Origin of the sequence: Methyloglobulus sp., assembly GCF_040079455.1 — a bacterium.
In the GTDB taxonomy this organism is placed as follows: domain Bacteria; phylum Pseudomonadota; class Gammaproteobacteria; order Methylococcales; family Methylomonadaceae; genus Methyloglobulus.
The window spans coordinates 1-20515 of sequence record NZ_JBEBKJ010000069.1 but is presented as its reverse complement, the minus strand read 5'-3'; the positions used below and the strand labels follow the sequence as shown (position 1 = coordinate 20515).

The 20515-nt window shown below is 45.6% G+C and carries 19 protein-coding genes and 2 tRNA genes; 7 read left to right on the top strand and 14 right to left on the bottom strand.

Going from position 1 to position 20515, the window contains the following annotated elements:
- Positions 1-875: 875 nt before the first annotated feature.
- The 12 genes from ABL924_RS13860 to ABL924_RS13805 form a co-directional block, all read right to left on the bottom strand.
- A tRNA-Pro gene (locus ABL924_RS13860) sits at positions 876-952 on the bottom strand.
- Positions 953-1061: 109 nt separating this feature from the next.
- Complete coding sequence (locus tag ABL924_RS13855) at positions 1062-1415, bottom strand: MerR family transcriptional regulator (RefSeq protein WP_349027687.1); 354 nt, start codon at positions 1413-1415, stop codon at positions 1062-1064.
- Complete coding sequence (gene ihfA, locus ABL924_RS13850; protein WP_349027686.1) at positions 1396-1695, bottom strand: integration host factor subunit alpha; 300 nt, start codon at positions 1693-1695, stop codon at positions 1396-1398. Before ihfA ends, ABL924_RS13855 begins: the two co-directional genes overlap by 20 nt.
- Before the next feature lie 4 nt (positions 1696-1699).
- Positions 1700-4075 carry a phenylalanine--tRNA ligase subunit beta gene (gene pheT / locus ABL924_RS13845; RefSeq protein WP_349027685.1) on the bottom strand — a complete coding sequence of 792 codons (2376 nt, stop codon included), beginning with the start codon at positions 4073-4075 and terminating at the stop codon, positions 1700-1702.
- A gap of 26 nt (positions 4076-4101) precedes the next feature.
- Positions 4102-5121 carry a phenylalanine--tRNA ligase subunit alpha gene (pheS, locus tag ABL924_RS13840; protein ID WP_349027684.1) on the bottom strand — a complete coding sequence of 340 codons (1020 nt, stop codon included), beginning with the start codon at positions 5119-5121 and terminating at the stop codon, positions 4102-4104.
- A gap of 118 nt (positions 5122-5239) precedes the next feature.
- Complete coding sequence (gene rplT / locus ABL924_RS13835; RefSeq protein ID WP_349027683.1) at positions 5240-5605, bottom strand: 50S ribosomal protein L20; 366 nt, start codon at positions 5603-5605, stop codon at positions 5240-5242.
- A gap of 13 nt (positions 5606-5618) precedes the next feature.
- Complete coding sequence (gene rpmI, locus ABL924_RS13830; RefSeq protein ID WP_349027682.1) at positions 5619-5816, bottom strand: 50S ribosomal protein L35; 198 nt, start codon at positions 5814-5816, stop codon at positions 5619-5621.
- A gap of 168 nt (positions 5817-5984) precedes the next feature.
- Positions 5985-6509 (bottom strand): translation initiation factor IF-3, encoded by a 525-nt coding sequence (gene infC / locus ABL924_RS13825; protein WP_349027688.1) that lies wholly within the window; start codon positions 6507-6509, stop codon positions 5985-5987.
- Between the two features lie 23 nt (positions 6510-6532).
- Entirely contained in the window at positions 6533-8440 is a 1908-nt protein-coding gene (gene thrS, locus ABL924_RS13820) for a threonine--tRNA ligase (protein WP_349027681.1), read from the bottom strand.
- A 74-nt stretch (positions 8441-8514) separates the two neighbouring features.
- A tRNA-Val gene (locus ABL924_RS13815) sits at positions 8515-8591 on the bottom strand.
- A 96-nt stretch (positions 8592-8687) separates the two neighbouring features.
- Complete coding sequence (leuB, locus tag ABL924_RS13810) at positions 8688-9806, bottom strand: 3-isopropylmalate dehydrogenase (protein ID WP_349027680.1); 1119 nt, start codon at positions 9804-9806, stop codon at positions 8688-8690.
- Positions 9807-10249: 443 nt separating this feature from the next.
- Complete coding sequence (locus tag ABL924_RS13805) at positions 10250-11722, bottom strand: RimK family protein (protein ID WP_349027679.1); 1473 nt, start codon at positions 11720-11722, stop codon at positions 10250-10252.
- Between the two features lie 409 nt (positions 11723-12131).
- Between ABL924_RS13805 and ABL924_RS13800 the strand changes: the two genes are divergently transcribed.
- Complete coding sequence (locus ABL924_RS13800) at positions 12132-13232, top strand: DUF2817 domain-containing protein (RefSeq protein ID WP_349027678.1); 1101 nt, start codon at positions 12132-12134, stop codon at positions 13230-13232.
- Positions 13233-13470: 238 nt separating this feature from the next.
- Entirely contained in the window at positions 13471-14586 is a 1116-nt protein-coding gene (locus ABL924_RS13795) for a GNAT family N-acetyltransferase/peptidase C39 family protein (RefSeq protein ID WP_349027677.1), read from the top strand.
- 617 nt (positions 14587-15203) lie between these two features.
- On the opposite strand, the gene ABL924_RS13790 is transcribed toward ABL924_RS13795, so the two are convergent.
- Complete coding sequence (locus tag ABL924_RS13790) at positions 15204-16196, bottom strand: integron integrase (RefSeq protein WP_349027676.1); 993 nt, start codon at positions 16194-16196, stop codon at positions 15204-15206.
- A 176-nt stretch (positions 16197-16372) separates the two neighbouring features.
- On the opposite strand from ABL924_RS13790, the gene ABL924_RS13785 reads away from it, so the two are divergent.
- The 4 genes from ABL924_RS13785 (at position 16373) to ABL924_RS13770 (ending at position 18660) form a co-directional block, all read left to right on the top strand.
- Entirely contained in the window at positions 16373-16954 is a 582-nt protein-coding gene (locus tag ABL924_RS13785; protein WP_349027675.1) for a hypothetical protein, read from the top strand.
- Between the two features lie 7 nt (positions 16955-16961).
- The gene (locus ABL924_RS13780; RefSeq protein WP_349027674.1) at positions 16962-17705 is read left to right on the top strand and encodes an SDR family oxidoreductase; all 744 of its coding nucleotides are present in this window, start codon (positions 16962-16964) and stop codon (positions 17703-17705) included.
- Positions 17706-17815: 110 nt separating this feature from the next.
- The gene (locus ABL924_RS13775) at positions 17816-18283 is read left to right on the top strand and encodes a VOC family protein (RefSeq protein WP_349027673.1); all 468 of its coding nucleotides are present in this window, start codon (positions 17816-17818) and stop codon (positions 18281-18283) included.
- A gap of 125 nt (positions 18284-18408) precedes the next feature.
- On the top strand, positions 18409-18660 hold the full coding sequence (locus tag ABL924_RS13770; protein WP_349027672.1) for a hypothetical protein: 252 nt from the start codon (positions 18409-18411) through the stop codon (positions 18658-18660).
- Between the two features lie 105 nt (positions 18661-18765).
- Here the strand turns inward: ABL924_RS13770 and ABL924_RS13765 are convergent, their stop codons facing one another.
- Positions 18766-19122: a hypothetical protein gene (locus tag ABL924_RS13765; protein ID WP_349027671.1), complete on the bottom strand. Its 357-nt coding sequence runs from the start codon at positions 19120-19122 to the stop codon at positions 18766-18768.
- A gap of 712 nt (positions 19123-19834) precedes the next feature.
- On the opposite strand from ABL924_RS13765, the gene ABL924_RS13760 reads away from it, so the two are divergent.
- On the top strand, positions 19835-20188 hold the full coding sequence (locus ABL924_RS13760; RefSeq protein WP_349027670.1) for a nuclear transport factor 2 family protein: 354 nt from the start codon (positions 19835-19837) through the stop codon (positions 20186-20188).
- The last annotated feature ends 327 nt before the right edge of the window (positions 20189-20515 follow it).

Sequence of the window (20515 nt, the reverse complement as noted above, 5' to 3'; positions counted from 1 at the left end):
AACACTGTCGCCTAGCCAAGGCGCGTTACTCGGGGCTGCAACCCAAGCCCGGTTCATGCTGGCGGCGATGGCCTACAACATCAAGCGCGGCGTGGCGGTCCAGGCCGAGATGCTGGCGTTTCTATTCTCCGTGCAAAGGTCTCATTAAATCAATTTGTTAGATTTATTTTCTCCAAACTGTGCCGTTTTTGTTAATCATTTAGATAAAGTAGCTATGTCCACCACTTCTTGCCATGTACATTGATTTGCCTATCATTGATACTCGACGACAATTTTGCCATGAAAGCCAAGTCAAAATTGCATAGTTTCTAGAATTGTTAGGCAACGTCATGAATGATGCGATCAGGTTTGAAATAGGAGTTACTTTAGCGCAGGTAAACAGAGAGTCCTTGAAATGAAGGTCTGTTAATCCCTAACTTAAAGCCAACCTTCGGTCGCCTCGAAGGGCTGGAGTTGTTAAGGTTTGTCAAACACCTGCCACAGCGGTAGGCTTTCCTGGACGTGAACAAATACGGTGGGCAGGTGTTTGACAAACCCCAAGGGAGGAAACTGCGGAATAAGCCCAGCGGGTTAAGACGGACAGAAGGCTGTAGGCATTTGAATGGTCGGTCTGCCGATGTTTACGGCGATTAAGCCCGTTTGTTTGAATAAGTTCGGCTTTTGGTGGTCAGTTATACGGCTGATGCCCTTATCTCTCGCTCAAAATCTTGGAAACGTAGCGTTAGCGGAGTAAAGATTTTTAGTCCCCAGAAGCGATAGTGCTGTGTGTTTTCACGAAGCGCTGTTTGCGGCGTGAAAATGCACAGCTTTACGAAATCGCGGAGTCATATGGAATGGGGAATTATCTATATTAAATTAGCAATACCTGATTTAATTGGTCGGGACGAGAGGATTTGAACCTCCGACCCCTTGCACCCCATGCAAGTGCGCTACCAAGCTGCGCTACGCCCCGATTGTTTTAAATCAAAATCACTTGTGTTGAATGGGATTGCTGACGCAATCTTATGGGAACTCTAGGTGGCTTATGTATGACATTGCCCCTCCCAGAAAAGAAAAGAATTTTATTTTAATAGTTCCAATATTTCTTCTAGCTCACCAATCATTTGGTGAATCAATTGTTTAGTACGCGTTGAATCTTCCTTGGCATTGTCGCTAGTCAAATGCGCTCTCGCACCACCAATGGTATAGCCTTGCTCATACAATAAGGCACGTATTTGTCTTATCATCAACACATCATGCCGCTGGTAATAGCGGCGATTACCGCGTCGCTTTACCGGACTGAGTTCGGTAAATTCTTGCTCCCAGTAACGCAGTACGTGCGGCTTTACCCCACACAACTCGCTGACTTCACCGATGGTGAAATAGCGTTTGGCGGGTATGACGGGCAGTTCGTTATTATTGCTTGGTTCCAGCATACGTTTCTACTCGGGCTTTTAGTTTTTGACCTGACCGAAATGTTACCACACGACGGGCGGTAATAGGTATTTCTTCCCCTGTTTTTGGGTTTCGTCCAGGGCGGCTATTTTTGTCACGCAATTCAAATTTTCCAAAGCCAGAAAGTTTAACTTGTTCCCCTTGCGCCAAAGAACCTTTAATCTCTTCAAAAAATAATTCCACCATTTCTTTGGCTTCACGTTTATTTAGACCCAGCTCTTCATAAAGCCTTTCAGCAAAATCAGCTTTTGTTAATGCCATGAAATCAATCCCTCAGTTTTGCACCAATTGTTTTGGCTAATGTTTGTAATATATTGTTAAATATAGCATCTATTTCAACATCTGTAAGTGTTTGTGAAAAATTTTGTAACGTGATGCTGACGGCGATGCTTTTGTAGCCTTCTCCTATCTCTTGTCCACGGTACAAATCGAAAATTGAAACCCCTTGTACGTTAGCTTCATTGCTGCTGTTAATACACGCAATAATGTCGTCGGCGGAGATGTTTTCTTTTACGATTAAGGCATGATCCCTGCTAACCGATGGATATTTTGATAAGGGCTTGAATTTTTTAATATTTTTATCGAGCAGTAAGTCTTGGTCGAGTTCAAACAAAAATACTTGGGTTTCAAAACCTAAATGCTTTTCAAGATTAGGGTGCAACATGCCCAGTATGCCTATTTTTTCACCCGCTTCAGATAAAATCTGGGCAGATTGTCCTGGATGTAACGCGGAATGCTCGGCAGCTACATAATGTACATTGCAATCCGCTAACGAAAACAGAGCTTGCACATCCGCTTTAAGATCAAAAAAATCGACTTTACGAAGCTTTTCTCCCCATTGTTTAGAATAGAAGCTACCTAATATCAACCCTGACAACATCTTTTGTTGTTCTGTGTGACCATCAACATTTAAAAACCGCAATCCGGTTTCAAAAAAACGTATTCGGGTTTGTTGTCGATTGAGGTTATGTAATGCAGCCTTTAGCAATCCGCACCATAAGGTGCTACGCATAACCGACAGATCCGATGAGATAGGATTTGTTATCTTAATCAACACATCATCAGGTGCAATTGCTTGTTGAATCGCTTCGTCAACAAAACTATAGGTGATCGCTTCCTGATAACCCCGGTCAACCAAGAGGTCTTTAACCCTGTCGATGTCCAGAACGGTTTCAGTGGCTTTGCCCAGCTCAGCCCGCATCAACAGGCTATTGTTGGGAATGTTGTTGTAGCCGTGGACTCTTGCCAGCTCTTCGATGAGATCGGCTTCGATAGCCATATCAAAGCGAAAACCAGGCGGGGCGATACGCCAGCCTTCAGGGTGTTGTTCGATACACATGCCTAGGCGCACAAAGATGTCGAACACCTGTTGATCCGGCAAGGAAATACCAAGCATTTTTGCTATGCGTTGGCGTCTTAATATTATCGCCGGACGGTGCGGCAAAGACGGCTCATGTTTGACTTCATTAATCGGGCCAACGCTGCCGCCAGCAATTTCAATAATCAACTGGGTTGCCCGTTCGATTGCGCGGTGTTGCAAGGTTGCGTCTACGCCACGTTCAAAGCGGTGTGATGAATCGGTATGCAAACCAAAGCGCCTAGCTTTACCAGCGATAGCACGAGGCGAAAAAAAAGCGCATTCGAGGAATATATTTTGGGTATTATCAGTAACTGCGCTGTCACTGCCGCCCATTACGCCAGCAAATGCCAAGACTTGCTGATTATCGGCGATAACCAATGCTTCGCTATCTAATGTGATCGTTTGGCCGTTTAATAAAGCCAATGTCTCGCCATTTTTTGCCATGCGAACAGTAATGCCGCCAACAATCTTATCCGCATCAAAAGCATGTAAGGGTTGGCCTAGCTCCATCAATACATAATTGGTGACATCGACGACCGCGCTCAAGCTTCTGATGCCAGAGCGACGCAGATGTTCCTTCATCCATGCAGGGGTTTCCGCTTTCGGGTTCACCCCTTTAATTAATCGCCCCAGATAACGGGGACAAGCGGACTTTTCTTCGACTGAGATAGGCAAGGTATCTTGATGATGGATTGCGGCTTTCTTTACCTGGGTTGCCGTCCAATCTATGCTATTGAGCAAAGCGACTTCCCTCGCTATACCTTCAACGCTTAGGCAGTCGGCGCGATTGGGGGTCAAGTCGATTTCGATGATGGTATCGTTAAGGTTTAGATATTCCCGAATATCGGCACCTACTGGCGCATCAGGCAATAACTCCATTAAGCCAGTTGCATCGACTGCTATACCTAATTCCTTTTCCGAACAAAGCATTCCTGAAGATTCCACACCACGCAGCTTGGATAGCTTGATATTGAAGTCGCCCGGCAATACCGCGCCGACCAAAGCGGCAGGAACTTTTAAGCCCTGGCTGACATTGCTGGCACCGCAAACAATTTGTAATGGCTCTGATTGGCCTACGTTAACCAAGCAAACCTTTAGCTTGTCCGCATCAGGGTGTTGTTGGGTGGATAAGACTTCACCGATCACCACACCACTGAATACCGCACCAGCAGGTTTCACTGAATCCACTTCCAATCCTGCCATGGTTAATTGCACAACCAATTCCTGTGTAGAGATAGGTGGATTGACGTATTCCCTTAACCAAGCTTCACTAATTTGCATGAGTCCGATTTTCCTTGGATTGTGGCTTAATGGAATTGCTGTAAAAACTTAAGGTCGTTCTCGAAAAACAACCGCAAATCGTTAATTCCATAACGTAACATTGCCAGTCTTTCAACACCCATACCGAAAGCAAAGCCACTATAAGTTTCGCTGTCGATATTGACCGCCTTAAACACTTCGGGATGGATCATGCCGCAGCCCATTACTTCCAGCCAACCTGTTTGGCTGCAAACGCGGCAACCTTCCCCGTTACACATAACGCATTCGATATCGACTTCTGCGGATGGCTCGGTGAAAGGAAAATAAGAAGGCCGAAACCGCACTTGAATATCTTGTTCAAAAAACGCACGTAAAAATTGGTACACCACGCCTTTCAGGTCAGCAAAACTGACCTCGGTATCCACGAGGAAACCTTCGACTTGATGGAACATGGGAGTATGGGTGATGTCGGAATCGCATCGGTACACACGACCTGGCGCAATAACCTTCAATGGTGGCTGTTCGGATTCCATCACGCGAATCTGCACGGGTGAGGTGTGCGTCCGTAATACCGTATGGGCATCAAAATAAAAGGTGTCGTGCATCGCCCTGGCGGGATGATGCTCGGGGATATTCAATGCGCCGAAATTATGGTAATCGTCTTCGATTTCAGGGCCTTCGACGACGGTAAAACCGACACTGGCAAATATCTTTGAAATACGTCTTAATGTGGTCGTGACTGGGTGCAATCCTCCGGCTGATTGACCTCTACCAGGTAAAGTCACATCTATTTGTTCGCTTGCCAGCCTGCGCTCTAATTCGACATTATCGAGAGACTGCTTTCTGGCGTTTAATTGTTCTTGAAACTGGTCTTTGGCTTGGTTGATGACCTGTCCGACAGCGCGACGCTGATCAGGATCAAGTGCACCCAACTCTTTCATCTGTAGGGTAAACAGTCCTTTCTTGCCCAAATAATGAACACGAACCTGATCGAGTTGATTCAAATCCTGAGCTTCCGCTATGGATTTCGTCGCTTGCGCGAGAATTTCATCTAAGTTAGCTGACACGATTGAACTCGATTATTGGGATAAGAAAGGGGCTTTAATAAAACCAGTTACCTATCCACACCAAATAAGGGATGGACAGGTGTCTAATGCTGAAAACTTACTGCCTTTTGCCGTATCGCTATGAAAGCGGACTTTGATTGGCTTTTGCAATTTTTGCGATTTCACCAAAGGCATCAATGTCACGTACGGCAATGTCGGCCAACACCTTACGGTCTATCGCCACATTCGCTTTGGTTAAGCCATTAATTAATCGGCTATAGGAAATGCCATAGATGCGTGATGCGGCATTAATCCGGACTATCCATAACCTGCGGAATTGCCGTTTTTTCTGTTTGCGGTCGCGGTACGCATACTGACCTGCCTTGATGACAGCTTGTTTTGCGACGCGATAAACGCGGCTGCGGGCACCATAGTAACCTTTAGCTTGTTTTAAAACTTTCTTGTGTCTTGCTCTTGCGGTGACGCCTCTTTTAACTCTAGCCATTGTCTACTCCAAGTTAACTATAAGGCATCATGCGGGCAACCATGCGTACATCAGATGCATGGACGGAAGCTGGTTTGCGTAACTGACGTTTTCTTTTGGTAGTTTTCTTGGTCAGGATATGGCGCTTATGTGATTGCCCACATTTGAAACCGCCGTTACCTGTCCGCGCGAAACGCTTGGCAGCACCCCGATTGGTCTTTATTTTTGGCATTTGTTTTCACTCCAATAAATTAAATAAAATCCCTGAGAATAACCCAACAAGGCAAAATGCTTGGCCCTGGAGAATTAACGACAGCAAAACTGCTTGCTGTTTGTGGCAACAGATCCTTGGTTGCCGTAAGCTTCATTCAAGAAGCTAATAAGGTAGGCAAAGCTCCCATTATTTCTTCTTTTTGGGTGCCATGACCATCACCATCTGCCGACCTTCCATCTTAGGAAACTGCTCGACTATGGCTAATTCTTCCAAATCTTTTTCAATGCGCTTCAACACGTCCATGCCAATTTCACGATGCGCCATTTCCCGACCGCGATAACGTAAAGTTATCTTAGTTTTATCGCCTTCATTAAGGAATTTGGTCAGGCTTTTTAATTTGATCTGATAATCGCCTTCATCGGTGCCTGGTCGAAATTTGATTTCTTTAACCTGGATCTGTTTTTGCTTCTTTTTGGCCTCTTGCAGTTTTTTGTTTAGCGTAAACTGGTACTTGCCGTAATTCATCACTTTACAGACTGGAGGATCGGCGTTTGGCGATATTTCTACCAAGTCAAGGTCGGCTGCATACGCGATTTGCCTTGCTTGATCTATCGACATAATACCTAATGCCTCACCCTCAGCACCCGTGACTCTCACCTTTCTAGCGGTGATTTCATCATTCAGGCGCGTTTCATCTTTTTTAGCAGCGATATTTCAATCCTCCGAGTACAACATTATGTTTTGTCTGCAATCGCTTGTTTTACCCGTTGAGCAAAGTCATCGATTGCCAGACTACCTAAATCTTCACCTTTCTGCGAACGTACCGTAATCGCCTGATCTTCAAGCTCTTTATCGCCAATAATGATGAGATAAGGTGTTCGCTGCATGGAATGCTCGCGGATTTTAAACCCGATCTTCTCATTTCTCAAGTCTATTTTTGCTCTAAAGCCTTGTTTTTCCAGCTCTCGTAACACATTCGTGGCATATTCTGCATGTCGATCTGCAATATTTAGCACCACCATTTGTATGGGTGACAACCAAACGGGGAACGTACCGGCGTATTGTTCAATCAAAATGCCGATAAAGCGTTCCAAGGAGCCTAGTATAGCCCTATGCAGCATCACAGGCACTTGTCTTGAGCTGTCCTCGCTAATATAAGTCGCGCCCAATCGTCCAGGCATAGAGAAATCGACCTGAATAGTGCCACATTGCCAGACCCGCCCGATGCAGTCCTTCAAGGAAAACTCAATCTTAGGGCCATAAAAAGCGCCCTCCCCTGGCTGCAATGTCCAGTCCAAGCCTTTGTTATTCAACGCCAATTCGAGTGCGCTTTCCGCCTTATCCCAACTTGCATCATCACCGACCCGATTTTCAGGGCGGGTGGATAGCTTGATGATAACATCATCAAAACCAAAATCTTTGTAGACTTCAAACAACAGGTCGATGAAGTCCGAAACCTCATTCTGTATCTGCGCTTCTGTGCAGAAAATGTGCGCGTCATCCTGGACAAAATTCCGCACCCGCATCAATCCGTGCAACGTACCAGATGGCTCGTTGCGATGACAAGAGCCAAATTCAGCCAACCTGATCGGCAAATCGCGGTAACTTTTCAGTCCTTGATTATAAATTTGCACATGGCACGGGCAATTCATCGGCTTGATCGCGTAATCCCGATTTTCCGAATGGGTCGTGAACATGCCAGCACTGAATTTTTCCCAATGACCGGATTTTTCCCACAACGACTTATCAACGATTTGCGGTGTCCTGACCTCGCCGTAGCCTTTAAGCCGTAATTTGTCGCGGATGTATTGCTCGACCTGCTGGTAAATCGCCCAACCTTTCTCGTGCCAAAACACCATACCTGGCGCTTCTTCCTGGGTATGGAACAAGTCCAAGGCTTTCCCTACTTTACGGTGATCGCGCTTTTCTGCTTCTTCTAATCGGTTCAGATAAGCCTGTAATTCTTTTTTGTCGCCCCAGGCCGTGCCGTAAATGCGTTGCAGCATTTCATTGTTGGAATCGCCGCGCCAATAAGCTCCGGCAATTTTCATCAATTTAAAGGCTTGCAATTTACCCGTGCTGGGTACGTGTGGGCCTCGGCATAAATCGACGAACTTACCTTCACGATACAAACCAATATCATCGCCAGCAGGGATTGAAGCGATGATCTCCGCCTTATATTTTTCACCGATAGAATGGAAAAACGCCACAGCTTTGTCACGCTGCCAAACCTCGCGGGTCACCGGCTCGTCTTTCTGGGCAAGCTCGACCATTTTACGTTCAATGGCTTCGAGATCTTCTGGCGTGAACGGCCTTTCATAGGAGAAATCGTAGAAAAAACCGTTCTCTATGACCGGGCCTATCGTTACCTGGGCATCAGGAAACAGCTCCTTGACGGCATAGGCCAAAAGATGCGCGGCTGAATGGCGGATAATATCAACGCCTTCTTCATCTTTTGCCGTAATGATTTTCAATGAAACATCGCGGTCGATCAAGGTGCTGGCATCGACCACTTTATCGCCAAGTTTTCCCGCCAAGGTCGCCTTAGCCAATCCAGACCCAATCGAACGCGCAACATCCAGAACTGTAAGTGCTTGATCAAATTCGCGCTTGGAACCGTCTGGGAGAGTGACTACGGGCATTCTGGGATACTAAATTCTACTTCAATCTTACGCTAAAATAAAAAAGCACTGACTAAGCAGTGCCTTATAAAATCTGGTAGGCGCGATTGGACTCGAACCAACGACCCCCACCATGTCAAGGTGGTGCTCTAACCAACTGAGCTACGCGCCTGAAATTTACACATTTCAAGACTCCCCATTATAGCAATTGATTTCAGATAAGCAACTGTAAATGCGGTATTATGTGGGCTATTTTGGAATTTAAGGCCTAATCGCCGAGGTCGGCATGAGGCATTGCCCGTAACTTCTCGACCACCTTGTCGCCAAACTGTTGTGTACTTATCATCGTGACCCCGCTGCCCGGCTTGGAAAGATCGGCAGTTGAAAAGCCTTCGGCAAACACTCCCTGCATGGCCGCCCAGATATTTTTTGCCTCTCTGTCCATGTTAAAACTATTCTCCAGCATCATGGCGACCGAACCAATCATGGAATACGGATTAGCAATATTTTTCCCGGCAATGTCCGGTGCTGAGCCGTGCGATGGTTCGTAATACGCCTTATCATCGCCGAGGCAGGCAGATGGCATCAAACCCAACGAGCCTAAGATACCGCCGCCTTGGTCGCTTAATATGTCACCAAACATATTTTCCATGACCATGACATCAAACTGGGTCGGATTTAAGCACAATGCTGTCGCCGCCGCATCGACCAGATAATTAACGACTTTCACCTGAGGATATTCCACGGCAACTTCTTCCATCACCTCATTCCACAACACGCTGGATTTCAGCACGTTGCTTTTGTGGATGTTGTGCAGCAATTTACGGCGCTTCATGGCTAATTTGAACGCTTGGTGCATAATGCGGCGGATTTGCAGTTCGTCATATTCCAGGGTTTCCTTGACATAACGTAAGCCCTGTTCGTTGATGCCGGATTCTTTGCTGCCAAAATACAGGCCACCCACCAATTCGCGGACGATCATAAGGTCAATGCCTTCGCCGATAATCTCAGCTTTTAAAGGTGAAAAATGCCCCAACGCCTTGGGTAAGTAAACCGGACGAAAATTGGCGTAAGTGTTATACCGTCGACGCAGGGGCAGCAAGGCACCGCGCTCTGGCTGCTTATCGATGGGGATATTTTTCGATTCCTCATGGCTTAAGCCAATCGGTCCTTTAAGAATGGCATCGGCCTTATCGCAAATGTCAATGGTGCTTTGCGGAAACGCATCGCCAAACTCGAAATAAGCACAAGCACCAAATGCTGCCGGCATCAACTCGAATTTGACAAAATTACGCTCTTCAATAACTTTTAGGACCTTGATGGCTTCCTGAGTAATTTCCGGCCCAATGCCGTCACCTGCCAATACCGCGATTTTGTAATGTTTCATTTTATTCCTGTTGTATATTTGCAAGTTACGTATGTTTGAGCAACTGATGCAATCAAAGGTACATTTTACTTTATTTTGCTTACAACGTGGATATAAGCCAACCTTTGAAAAATATTGTTTGCCGCATTTCGCCTATCTTCGAGAAGGCAACAGAAGGGTTTTGGTCTTTCAATGAATTCACGGGGACACTCCACTAAGCGACACCTTGAGAATGCCATCCCGATCAGCTCGTTCTAATACTTGTCCTTTAAACTGAATATTTATTACGAACAAGTTGTGGTTGTGTTTTCATTATCTACCCCAGTTTTAGAGGTTGCTCTCTTCGCCGAGTATCCGCTAATGCAGCAAGATCAGTGTTTGTGATATAAAGATCACCGTACTATTTCATTTTTATTTAATCGCCCTCGTGGCTTTCGAGTAAGGATTGGTTCTCTAACCCCCCCTTATACCCCCTTACTACTATTCTCCATCCGCCGCAAAAATTCCGCCATAATCTGACGATATAACTCGTCGCCTAAATATTTATCTTCAATACCTCGGTCGATATTCGGGTTGTCATTGACTTCTATCACATAACCCTTGCCGTCTTTTTCCTTAACATCTACGCCATAAAGCCCATTACCTATGGCTTGGCTGGCTTTCAACGCCGCATCCAGTACAAGTTTAGGGGCTTCAAACGTCGGCATGGTTTCAAAATGTCCGCTGTCTGTGCGTTTTTCACCGTGGCGGTAAATTTGCCAGTGATTTTTTACCATGTAATACCGGCAGGCATATAAGGCCTTGTTATTGAAGACACCGATACGCCAATCGAAATCCGTATACAGGAATTCTTGAGCCAACAGCAAAGCAGATTTTTGGAATAATTCGGCAACTTTTACATCAAGCTCCTGCCGATTATTCACTTTGACAATACCTTTGGAGAATGAACCATCAGGGATTTTGACGACCACAGGAAATCCCGCCTTACTTTCCAGTTGATCGAGATGTTCGCTATTGCCTTTGTGCAGTATCCAGGTTTTAGGCGATGGCACTTTATGGGTGCGGAATAAATCCGCCAGGTAGACCTTATTGGTGCAACGAAGGATAGAAGTCGGATCATCTATGACGACCAGCCCCTCGGCTTCCGCCTTTTTGGCGAAACGGTAAGTATGGTTGTCAATGGCGGTCGTTTCACGGATAAACAACGCATCAAATTCCGGCAACCTTCCATAATGTTGCTGGGTAATCAATTCAATTTCGACACCCATTTCCCTGCCTATGCTAATGAATTTCTTTAACGCGCCCCGATTGCTGGGCGGTAAGGCTTCTGAAGGATTAACCAAGATGGCAAGGTCGTATCGGGCAGTCTTACGGGCGCGGCCTTTACGCCACACTTTTTTGCTGAATTTATCCAGCGCCATTGCAAACAAGGTTTCGTTAGCATCATCCAGGTCGCGGTGCGATACGGCTTTTAAATCGATAATTTCCCACTGTTGCACATAACCCAGAGTGACTTCTATAATCGGGCAGGAAAAGCGTTCAAACAGCACCCTTGCAAGATCCTGAAACGCGGGGTCTTGGGTTGTACCAAAAAAACTCAACACCTTAATTTGATCGTTTTTGTTTTGGCCCTTAAAAACCCGCTCCAAAGTCTGGGATAAATCTTCCAGTTGCAGTTGATAGAGCGATTTCTTTTCTATGTCATTCAATGCCTTAACCGAAGGGATAACGTGATGTCCACGGGCTTCGGCGAGTAAAGAACAATAGTAACCATCGGATAAATAGGAATAACTGCTGCAAAGATTGATAATACGGACTCGATGCTCGGAATCTTCCTTTTCCGTGGCAAGGTAAGCCTCAAATGTGATGACTTGCTCGCTTGGGTAGTAAGGACTCCAGTCCGAAACTGAATCGATAACCAAAAGGGTTCGCGCCATGGGTTTTATTGTCCTCTTTAATGGGGAATTGTGGCGAAGTTAGTGAATGTTATATTTTGTTTTTTACAACTGTGTCGTTCTTAGATGTAAACATGACGTTAATCGCGCCTTGATTTGCTTTTTTGCTTGGTTTGATTAAGGTAGGATATTCACATTGTCCTGAATGGACTGTGAACGGTGTGTAAAGATTCCTTGCCTATTTACTTTGTAGTCACACTTATTTTATTACAAAGAGTTTCTGCATAGTTTAGGAATCTCTGAACAAGTCCTTCGACAAGCTCAGGACGAACGGTAAGGTGTGGATTTCGTTCCTGGTGAGCTTGTCGAACCATAAACGGAATCAACATGTTCAGAAGTTCCTCTATTTAAACATAGGCAACCAATGACTGCTAAAACAACTTAAACCTGAATGCCATCTTACTTACTCTATACACCTATAAATACCGATATTTTCCCAGACAGTTACGTTGTCGCAAGGGAACGATTTTTGCATCGGATAAAAATGCCTGCATTTGCCCAAATTCAGCATAAGGCTTATCCCTGCCCAGGCAAGACACCGGATGGAGCATCATTAGTAACCGATACCTTATGGTTAGGTAATGAAAATGCCAACAAAGTTTTAGTTTTGCTGGCTGGAACCCACGGCGTTGAGGGCTTTGTCGGCAGCGCGGTTGAACTTGACCACATCGACTTGATTGCCAGCGGACAGCTTGTTATCCCTTCTGGTACCGCAATGTTGATCGTCCATGCCTTGACCCCTTGGGGCTATGCCTGGCTACGCCGATGCGATGAAGACGGTGTAGACCTGAATCGTAATGCGGTGGATTTTACCCAAGCCTTACCTAAAAACTCAGGTTATGAGTCTCTAAGTAACGCCCTGTTTTCAGCCAACCAGGAGCAAAGAAAAGCGACTTTTGCCGAATACGAACGGCAACATGGACGTAGCGCATTGGAAATGGCAATCAGCGGAGGACAGTACACTGATCCAACAGGGCCTTTTTATGGTGGCACGAAATCGGCACATGGCAGGCAGGTGACCGAAGACCTTATACGGCAATATAAATTGCATGAACGCGATCTGGCAGTCATTGACCTGCACAGTGGCCTTGGGCCTTACGGTTATGGGGAGATTATTTGTGACCATCATCCTACCAGTCCAGGCGCAAAAATTTCACATGACTGGTACGGCGACTCTGTTACATTACCCGCTTTAGGCACATCCAGTTCCGTCCCTAAAATCGGCTTAATGGATTATGCCTGGCATACGATCATGAACGGGCGCAGTTGCCATGTCACGCTGGAATTTGGTACTTACCCTACCGACCAGCTATTTGAAGTCTTGTTAAAAGATCATCAGTTTTGGGCGCAACCGGATAATCTGACTGAACGATTGGAACACAGCCAACACATGCGCCAGCATTTTTGCCCCGATGATGAAGCCTGGAAAGCATTGGTTTTGTTCCGTGCCAGACAGGTCATTGCTCAAGCCTTTCGAGGGTTATCCGCTTAATGAGAATACCTAACCACTTACAATTCTACATAATAAAAACAACAAACTGCAAAATAAACCGCCCCCCTCTCCTGCTGGAGAGGGTTGGGGTGAGGAGATTAAAAATCGATTATTCATATACCCCTCATCCCGACCTTAGCGTCGCAAATTCCATACCTGCTACCGCACTTCCGCCATCCCTGGCGGTCGTCCCTCAAGGAAGAAGGGGCAGATACCTACGCCTGGCGGGATTTATTTAATGGCTAAGGAAAACATCCCAATTCGTCCCGCCCAACTGGACGACCTTGATGATCTGGTTGAATTAGAAAATGCCAGCTTTGACACCGATAAATTAAGCCGACGCAGTTTCCGGCATTGGATAACGGCAGAACATCGAGCGTTGCTAGTCGCTGAAATCGGCAGTTCATTGGCAGCTTACATTCTTATTATTTACCATCCCGGAACACGGCTGGCACGCATCTATTCGCTCGCTGTTGCTAATCAGCATCGTGGCATCGGCATTGCCAAGCAACTTATCCAAGCAGGCGAACAAGCTGCACATGATGACGGCAGATTATACTTACGGCTTGAAGTCAGCGTCGATAACACGCCTGCAATCAACCTTTACGAATCACTAGGCTACCAAAAATTCGGCATCTACCGCGATTATTACCAAGACCATAAAGACGCGCTACGCTACCAAAAACGCATCCGCCATTACAGCGACACCTTACAACATCGCTCCGTACACTGGTTAAAGCAAACCACCCACTTCACCTGTGGCCCTGCCGCATTAATGATGGCGATGCACGGACTAAACCGAGCCTATCAACCCTCACAAGAAGAAGAAATCAATATCTGGCGTGAAGCCACGACTATTTTCATGACTTCAGGACATGGTGGCTGCCATCCAGTAGGCTTGGCGCTGGCGGCAAAACGCCGCAACTTCGACGTGGAAGTATGGATCAACCAAACGGGCATTTTGTTTATTGACGGCGTACGCAATGAGGACAAAAAACAGATTGTTGAACTGGTTGATACCAGCTTTAAACAGCAAGCGAATGAACTAAACATCCGCATACACACCGCCAATATCACTCAAGTTGACTTGATAAGCGCTTTTAAAGCGGGCGCTATCCCATTAATATTGATCAGCACTTTTTTGATGGATCGCAAAAAAGCCCCGCACTGGGTGGTAATGAGCGGTTTTGACGATGATTGCCTCTATATGCACGATTCCGACCCCGACGAACGCCGCCAAAGCGAACTCGATTGCCAATTCATCCCGATAGCGCGGGAAGACTTCGACCGCATGTCCTGCTTCGGCAAAAACCGCTTACGCACGGCAGTGATTATTTGGCCAAGCGTAACTTAAAATCAACTGCTCCACGTTGGCCATCATAAGCCGTCCTGATTTGCAAGATGCTTCAGCTAAAAGAACTGATTCCCTCTCCCATGGGGAGAGGGCTAGGGTGAGGGGTTCAATAAGGCTTTTTGCTTTTTAGATCCCCTCATCCCAACCTTCTACCGAAGGAGGAGGGGCTACCCATCGTTTGGCTAATGCACATTATTAAGCAGGTAAGCCGTAGTATCTCATTGTATATTCTCATACCAACTACCTACTGTTTCTCATCACAGCTAACCAGCCCCTTAAGCTTTATTTGCCAAATGAGTTGACACAAGCCAATCGGGGAAAAACAAAGCGTCATGAAAACCATGGAAAAAGATTCACGTAGTATCCTGTGCGATTTGACATCAACTATTGATTCAGCCTTATGAAGCTTTAACTACCAACAAGAGCGAGGCATGATGGAAGCAGCCGTTGAAAATGAACAAAATTTGGTGTGTTGGCAGTCAATTTAGACCCACTGCGAACCCTGACAACTGCCATGACCAGCACGGTTAACCAACAACACAATATTGAGACTGGTTCTTGGGCAAACCTATACATTTTCAAGCAGAAATCTTTAATGACACCAAGCATTGTCGGCCTTAAATTCGATCTAAAGGACTGATCACGCCCTTGCCGCCTTTGTTCAGCACATGGGTGTAAATCATCGTTGTAGCCACATCGCTATGCCCCAACAGTTCCTGAACAGTACGAATGTCGTAGCCGCTTTCGAGCAAATGCGTCGCAAAAGAATGACGTAGCGTATGTGGCGTAGTCGGCTTGGCGATGCCTGTCGTCAGTGCCGCTTTTTTTACATAACGCTGTACCTGTTTTTCTTCAACATGGTGACGACGCTCACTTTTATTACGCGGGTCGATAGAATAATTTTTAGCCGCAAACACATATTGCCAACCCCATTCTTTGGCTGCATTCGGATACTTGACAGCCAACGCATCCGGCAACCAGACATCCACCTTATTCAGCACCAAATCCCGTTCATGCCATTCGCGGCGCAAAGCCAATTGCGAACGCATCGCGTCGCGTAAGCTATCCGGCAACATAGTCACCCGATCTTTGCCCCCTTTGCCATCCCGAACAATGATCTCTTTTCTAGTCAATTCCACATCCTTAACCCGCAGCCGCACCGCCTCCATCAAACGCATCCCAGTCCCATATAACAACCTAATGATTAAACCAATCGGTGCCGGGGCTGCTTCCGCCTCCCGCAACAGCTTTTGAGTTTCCAAAACCGTCAACACCACCGGCAAGCGTCGAGGTTTTTTAGAACGCTCAAAGTTATCCAGCCACGGTAAAGTAATCTCCATCACATCGCGATACAAAAACAGGATTGCCGAAAGTGCCTGGTTCTGTGTTGAACTGGATACATGGCGTTGCGTCGCAAGATACGTTAAAAATGCCTCAACTTCGGCAGCGCCCAAATCGGCAGGATGCCGCTTGCCGTGGAACAAAATGAATTGTTTAGCCCACGAAATATAGGTATTTTCGGTGCTTAAGCTATAGTGCTTAAAACGGATCTTGTCGCGGACTTGATCGAGTAATTTTTTTGGCTGCGCTAGTGTCGTAATTGTTTGCATAATCTGTCGTGTTGACCTATACTCCGACCATAATAAATAAGCATATTAGGCTTAATTTACAATGATTATACGACAAAATACAGTTTTTATAAGACATTCGATGTCGTATATATCACGTTAGGCATGAGGAAGCTATGTGTGATCTATTAAAGTATTACAAAGCTAGGATTATCGGCTTGGCAGTCACGCTAGCGTTAACTGTTCTTTTGATAGATAACATTCTTGTCCCATTTCTTATCGCCACTTTTGGAAAAGACCATATAACTGTAACTACGGCATCATTTTTAACATCCCGCTTCGTAGTCCTTGCCGCTATGGTTGGTGGTGAGATTCTAATACGTAAGTATTTATGGAAAATAGAGCATCCTGAATTGGATTTTTCTGGTGAATGGGAAGGCGAAACAGTCTACAAAGTAGCCCATATTGGCGTTGGTCCCGTACCATTTTCTTCACATCATAAAGTGAAAATTACCCAAGACTGCCTTTCCATTAAAATATCACCTTCTACTTCGGAATCGTATGTAAATTGGGGGTCGCTTGCGTTAGAACTTGAAGGCGGCGATACACTGCGATATGCCTATTGGGTAAATTATTCAGATTCAAGCAAGTTTCCAGAAAAGGCCAAAGGTTACGAAGAAATGAAAGTGACGAACCGAGGAGAAAAAGACCGCCCGATTCAAATGACTGGTGAATTTCACCACTGTGCCCAAGGAATGTCGCCTGTTTATAGTGGCACTGTCATGTTTAAAAGACCATAACTGCCCTATGAAAAACATCCTCATTACCAGTGCAACATCAGATTTGGGTGCAAACCTCTATAAGCTTGCGCTTTGCGATGAAAATTTTAATATTCTCAGCACTTCTCGAAGCCCTAAAGAATTTGAATACAATGGTAGTGCAAAGACGCTACATCTTGGAAATATTGATCTAACAAACGAGACAGATTTAAAAAACCTTGCGGAAGCGGCTGAAAACTTTTTCCAAGGACAGTTTTCAGTTATTCATTTTGCGGGTGATTTTTGGGTTCATAAGCCGCTCATTAAAACTTCTTTTTCTGAAATACAACGCATGATGGACAGTCATTACTTGACCTTGTGTGGTGTTGCCCACGCAATTACCCCAGTCATGATAAAAAAGGGAGGGGGTAGGCTTATTGGATTTAGTTGTAATTCAGTCGGATATAATTATCCGGACTTATCGCCTTTTACGAGCGCAAAAGCTGCTGTTGAGTCATTCCTAAAGTGCTATTCAAATGAATATGCCGCCTATAATATTGCGTCTACAGCAATTGCTTTACCTACCATGAAAACAGAAAAAGTGTTGTCCCAAAAGCAGCAAGGCGACATAATTAATTACATCGAACCCGATGAGTTATCAAAGATAATTCTTGAAAATGTACTATTACAAAGCAATCATATCACTGGAAATATAATTCGCCTGATTAAGCATAGTGATACTTTTTATAATCAAGGTTATTTTCAACGAAATCCGAGGTTAGTTCCCTTGTAATTGTAGTTTAACTTCAGCAGCCTAACATTACGCTCAAGCGGGACGCGCCTTTTCGTGGCGGTTTTGAAGGTTTGTTTTTTTTCCGGCTTCGGCGGCTTCGCCAATCTTCTGTGACGGGCGCGCCCCTTAGCTTTACGTTAGGCGAGGCAGAGAACATCTTGCATATCAGTCCACATCTTTGTTTCAACGGACAATGCAGAACAGCATTCGAGCATTACCAACGGATTTTCGGTGGACATATCACTACGATGCTGACTTATGGCGAATCGCCAATGGCGTCTCAAGTCGACCCCGAATTGTACGGACACATCGTACATGCGACCTTGCAGCTAGGTGATATTGAACTTACGGGAGTCGACCAACTTCCCTGCGACTACGGGAAACCACAAGGCTTCTTTGTCACTCTGACCATAGACGGCGCGGCGCGGGCGAAAGAGATCTTCACGGCACTTGCAGAGAATGGCGAGATACGCTTCGCGTTTCAGCAGACTTTTTGGTCGCCTGGTTTCGGTGTGCTAACAGATCAGTTTTTTGTGCCGTGGGAAATCAATAGCGTCGAGTCCCCAATTTCCGCCTAACATTGCGCTCAAGCGGGACGCGCCTTTTCGTGGCGGTTTTGAAGGTTTGTTATTTTTTTGACTTCGGTGGCTTCGCCAGTCTTCCGTGACAGGCGCGCCCCTTAGCTTTACGTTAGGGTTTGCACATGGAAATAAACGAAATACTCCAAAACCATGCGACTTCAATAGCGAGTACACAGGAAGCCTTAAAAAACATTGCCATGTTATCGAAAGAAAATTTTGAAAAGATTGAGGTATATCAAAAAAGCATTTCTTCGTACAACAAAGAGCTTTCTTCATATTTAGCCGAAAATAAAAAAGAAATGCAGAGGCTAACTGCACTTGTTCAAGTTCTACATGATGAACTTTTGGAAGTTCGGAAAATGTTGGGCAAATAATTGTTTTTAACTTTGGCGGCTCTGGTATTTTAGGTAATTTCATAATGTATAGCCTATGCGAACATATAAAAAATCAAAACATAATCTCGTTCCATTACAAGAACGCTATTCGTGTCGTCGAGCCGCACCTGCTCGGTTACGACTCAAGTAACGATTTAACGCTGAGTGCTTGGCAACTGTCAGGAGGAAGCAGCCAAGGGTTTCGTGATTTTCACGTTTCCAAAATATCCGGTGTAACCACAACAGGTAAAAACTTTGCATCCGCAAGGCAAGGATATAACCCGCACGACTCCACAATTTCCCGTGTCTTATGCCGTCTTTAACGGCACAATTGCAAGGCATCGGGAATCTGGCAGGCAGATCATACAAAGCGCAATCGGAATAATGCTGAATCATAAAAACCCTAACAAGACGCTCAACCAGACCCGCCGACCGTATGCGCTTTTTTAAGTTACCGTTCACTCGTCATTTCCTCCACGTTCTCCCGCGCCATCCGGCGGGCTGGTTAGCTTTGCGTTAGGCATCGAGGTCAAAATCAGGTCTATGCTACTTATCCTGTGTAAAATTGTCGCACTTTCAATTCTAAGCGCCAGCGTTTTTGCAGTTTGTCAAGTCGGCCTTGGGTATCTTTTCATTCATCAGTTCGGATTTCATGATCCTCGACCTAGGTACGCTGAATTCGGCTCCATACTTGACAGTCTTTGGACTGAAATCCCCGCATATATCGGCCTCTACCTACTCGGGCTCTTGATGGCATGGCGTGACTTTATAAGTCTAGGTGTAGGTCTTGCTGTAGGGCAAACCGTCGTGGTCGGTTTGCTCTTTGCTTGCTTTATTACTTGGTATCATATCCCGCGGGATGAGTCTTATTGGGTTGTATGGCTTATGCCCGTCGCGTTGAACGTCGTCGTATACTTCTCGACATGGTTACTTTCGAGTTACTTTTATGCTCAATAGCCTCCACAAATATGCGTCGTCTAAGGTCGTTAGGTATACTAGTCAACGGACAGTGAACCCTAAGTTGTTTAATTATTTAGTTTTCCAGCCTAACATAGCAGTCAAAGGGACGCGCCGGACGCAGGCGCTTTTTAGGGTTAATGGTTTATTTAGGTTCGTCGGTTTCGCTTTAGTCCGCCAACCGGCGCGCCCCTTACTTTTACGTTAGGGGTCTCATATGCTCACATTGGAGTTTGCGGAAAGTTTCGCTAAGGAATGGGTTCATGCTTGGAATAGTCATGATTTGGAGCTTATCTTGTCCCACTATTCTGACAATTTTGTGATGTCCTCTCCGCGTATTGCTGTGGTCGTAGGCGAACCTTCTGGAACCCTTAAAGGAAAGCCAGCTATACGCGCATATTGGGAAAAGGCATTAGCTTTGGCTCCGAACTTATATTTTGAACTTGTGTCTGTTTTGGTAGGTTCGGACAGCATCACACTCTATTACAAAGGTGTTCGAGGCATGGCTGCCGAAGTTTTTTTCTTCAATTCGAGTCATAAGGTTATTCAAGCATGTGCACATTATGCGTAGAAACCTCTAACATTGCGCTCAAGCGGGACGCGCCTTTTCGCGGCGGTTTTGAAGGTCTGTTGTTTTTTCGGCTTCGGTGGCTACGCCAACCTTTCGTGACAGGCGCGCCCCTTAGCTCTACGTTAGACGTAACTTAGGTTGAGCTACTAAAACAACTTACATCACAAGGTGATACAAAATGAAAAAAATCATCATAATTTTTATAGCTTTCTTTGCTGATAGTTCAATTAAAGTGGACCCCATTGTCCAGACAAATATCTGTCTAGTTTAAGATAGAGACCTGATCACATTACAGCTGGATGGCGCTGCCCCAATTCTTCAGAAGTA